At 71.6% G+C, this 3,530-nt stretch carries 3 protein-coding genes; all 3 read left to right on the top strand.

The window, feature by feature from the left end; all coding sequences use genetic code 11:
• Positions 1-936: dihydrodipicolinate synthase family protein (locus AAH979_RS42645; RefSeq protein ID WP_346263808.1), on the top strand; the 936-nt coding region annotated here is incomplete at its 5' end.
• The gene (locus tag AAH979_RS42640) at positions 936-2,387 is read left to right on the top strand and encodes a sulfatase-like hydrolase/transferase (protein ID WP_346263807.1); all 1,452 of its coding nucleotides are present in this window, start codon (positions 936-938) and stop codon (positions 2,385-2,387) included. The genes AAH979_RS42645 and AAH979_RS42640, both read left to right, overlap by 1 nt.
• A 48-nt stretch (positions 2,388-2,435) precedes the next feature.
• Positions 2,436-3,530: sialidase family protein (locus AAH979_RS42635; RefSeq protein WP_346263806.1), on the top strand; the 1,095-nt coding region annotated here is incomplete at its 3' end.

Raw genomic sequence — 3,530 nt, 5'->3', positions numbered from 1 at the left:
AACCCCATGACAGCGTTGCGCTACTCCACCGACGGACCGGGAATGGCGCTGCTGACCGCCGTGTTCACGCCGTTCGACGAGGCCGGCGAGCTGGCCCTCGACACCGTCGCGAAGCAGGCGGACGCGCTGCTCGCGTGGGGGTCACCGGCGGCGTTCGTCGGCGGTACCGCCGGAGAGGGCGCGGCGCTGTCGACGGCCGAGCGGATGGCGCTGGTCGAGCGGTGGTGCGAGGTCGCGGCCGGCCGACTGGACGTCATCGTCCATGTCGGACACGCGAGTATCACCGAAGCGCGCCGGCTCGCCGGCCACGCCGAGCAGGTGGGGGCGAAGGCGATCTCCGCGGTCTCCCCGTACTTCCACCGCCCCGAGACGGTGGACGCGCTGGTGGACGCCTGCGCGGCCATCGCCGGCGCCGCGCCGACACTGCCGTTCACCTACTACCACATTCCCTCGATCACCGGGGTGAACCTGCGGGCCAGCGACGTGCTGCTGGCGGCGCGGGAACGGATCCCGTCATTCGCCGGCGTCAAGTTCGCCGCCAACGACATGGTGGACCTCCAGCGCTGCCTGCACCTGGCCGGCGAGCAGGAGGTCTACGTCGGTGTCGCCAAGCTGGTGCTCGCCGCCTGGCAGTGGGGGGCACGGGCCGCGATCGGCTCTGTGTACAACTTCGCCAGCCCGCTGTTCCAGCAGATGCTCGCCCACGCGGCCCGCGGCGAGTTGGCCAGGGCGCAGGAGTGTCAGCTCCGCGCACAGCAGGTCATCGACGCGGCGGCGCGGTCGGGCGGCGAGCTGCCCGGATTCAAGGCACTGGGGTCGGTCTTCGGCGTCGACTGCGGACCATGCCGGCCGCCGTTGCCGTCACTCGACCCTGAGCAGCTGGCCGCGCTGCGGGCCGAGGTGACCGGGCTCGGATTCGGTGTCGGCGGCTGCTGATGGCACCGAATGTACTGGTCATCCAGGTTGACCAGTTCCGGGCGGACTGCCTCGGTGCGGCCGGCAACCCGGACGTGCGTACCCCGCACCTGGATCGGCTGGCCGGTGACGGGGTCCGGTACCGCAACGCGTACTGCCCGTTCCCGGTCTGCACCCCGTCCCGGTACTCGCTCCTCTCCGGCCTGCATGTCCGCCAGCATGCCGGCTGGACGAACCGATGCACGCTCGCGCCTGGTATCGACACCTTTCCCCGGGCGTTGCGCCGGGCCGGGTACCGGACGGCGGCGGTCGGCAAGATGCACTTCACGCCGACGTACCTCGACGTCGGTTACGACCATCTCGAGCTGGCGGAGCAGGACGGGCCCGGCCGGTACGACGACGACTACCACCGGGAGCTGGCGGCGGCTGGGCTGGCGCCGGTGGCCGACCTCGTCGACCAGGAGCAGGAGTTCCGCGCGACGGCACCACGGTCGTACTGGGAGACGTACGGCAGCGGCCGGTCGGACCTGCCGGAGGAGTGGCACTCCACCACCTGGATCGGCGAGCGGGCGCGGAAGGTCGTGGCCGGCTGGTCCGGTGGCGGTGGCGACCTGCTGCACGTGTCGTTCGTCAAGCCGCACCACCCGTTCGACCCACCGGCCGGCTGGGACACGATGTACGACCCGGCGGCACTGACACCGTTGCCAGGATGGACCGACGCCATCCCGCCCGCCGACGAGCGGTACCGGCAGCGGTACTTCGACTACGAGCCGCTGACCCTGCCACTGCTGCGGCGGGTGATGGCGCACTACTACGCGACCATCTCGCACCTGGACCACCAGGTCGGACTCCTGCTCGACACGCTGCGACAGCGCGGGCTGTACGACGACACGCTGATCGTCTTCACCGCTGACCACGGCGAGTACCTCGGCTTCCACCACCTGCTGCTCAAGGACGGGCCGATGTACGACCCGGTGGTGAAGGTGCCGCTGCTGGTCAAGTTCCCGGGGTGCCAGCGTGGCGGCGAGACCGCCGACGGGCTGGTCTCACTGATCGACGTCGCCCCGACGGTCCTGGCGACCTGCGGAGTGTCACCGGCGACGCCGCTGCCGGGCCAGGACCTGACCGACCCGGCCGGCGGGCACGATTGCGTCTTCGCCGAGGACCGCAGGCAGGAGGCCGCCGGCATGGCCCGCACCGGCCGGTACAAGCTGCTGTGGTCCGACGCCGCCGGGGAAGCCCTGTTCGACCTGGCCACCGATCCGTACGAGCTGACCAACCTCGTCGACGACCCGGCGCACGCCGACGCGCTCCGGCGGTTGCGCGAGACCGTGGCACGGTGGGCGCTGCACGAGGCGACTCCACCGACCTATCTGGACCCCGCCGCTCCGTCGCGCGTCCAGGTCACTGACGACGACCGGGCCGCGCGGCGGGAACTGTTCGCTACCGCGGTCGCACGGCACCGTCCCTGACGCTCGATCCGCACGAGCACCCTCATCCCCACGAGGAGAGTGACGATCGTGACCATCCCTGCCAGGCGCCTTCTTCGCAGACCCCGATACCAGGCGGCGCTGCTCGCCGCCGGGCTGATCGCCGCGGCAGCGCTGATCCCGGCCCAGGCGGCGGCCGATGCCGTGGCGGCGGCCGACCAGTTGGAGGCGAAGACCACCGTGCTGTTCTCCACCCCGTACGTGCCGGCCGGGTGCTACCGGATCCCGGCCATCGTGCGGGCCGTGGACGGCTCGTTGCTGGCCTTCGCCGAGCGCCGGATCCACACCTGCGCCGACAAGTCCCACATGGACCTGGTGGTCCGGCGGCTGCCGCGCGGCGCCACGCGGTGGCTGCCGATGGAGACCGTGCAGGGGTCCACGCTGGAGGCGCCGGCGACGTGGGGCAACCCGGGACCGGTGGTGTACCGGAAGCTGCCCGGCGCCCCGGCCACCAGCGTCCCGGACGGCCGGATCGTGGTGATGAGTACGCACAATCCGGTGGACCCGGCCACCCCCGGCAGGAACCACGACGGCTACCCGCGCACCCCGTACGTGCTGCACAGCGACGACAACGGGGTGACCTGGAGTCCGGCGCGCAGCCTGTACGAGGAGCTGGACGACCCGTCCTGGGGCCACATGCAGACCGCGCCGGTGCACGGCATCCAGCTCACCCGTGGCGCGCACGCCGGCCGGCTGGCGGTCGGCGTCAACTACCGCGTCGGCTCGATGTTCGGCCTCATGATCGCCTACAGCGACGACGCCGGCACCACGTGGCACAAGGGCGCCCAGGTCGAGTACCCGCCCGCCGCCCGGCAGAACGTCGGGGAGCTGAGCCTGGTCGAGCTGGCCAACGGCGACATTCTCGTGTGGGGTCGGCAGAACACCAACACGGGAACCCCGGAGGAGCTGGCCGACCCCAACGTGGTGCCGCACCGGTCGATCGCGATCAGCAAGGACGGCGGCGAGACCTACCACAGCGGTTACACCAACCTGCCCGGGTTCGAGGCGCCCCCGATCCAGTCGGCGTCGTTGCGGACGGACGCGACCGACGAGGGCGACGCGTACAACCGGATCCTCGTCTCCGCGCCGTCGGTGAACCAGGAGCCGCGGATCCGGCCGACGGTG

Origin of the sequence: Plantactinospora sp. ZYX-F-223, assembly GCF_039649625.1 — a bacterium.
In the GTDB taxonomy this organism is placed as follows: Bacteria; Actinomycetota; Actinomycetes; order Mycobacteriales; family Micromonosporaceae; genus Plantactinospora.
This window is presented reverse-complemented; position numbering and strand designations above follow the sequence as displayed.

Coding starts and splice junctions, on each gene's coding strand:
- AAH979_RS42640 (WP_346263807.1), top strand. CDS start 936: ATGGCACCGAATGTACTGGTCATCCAGGTTGACCAGTTCCGGGCGGAC.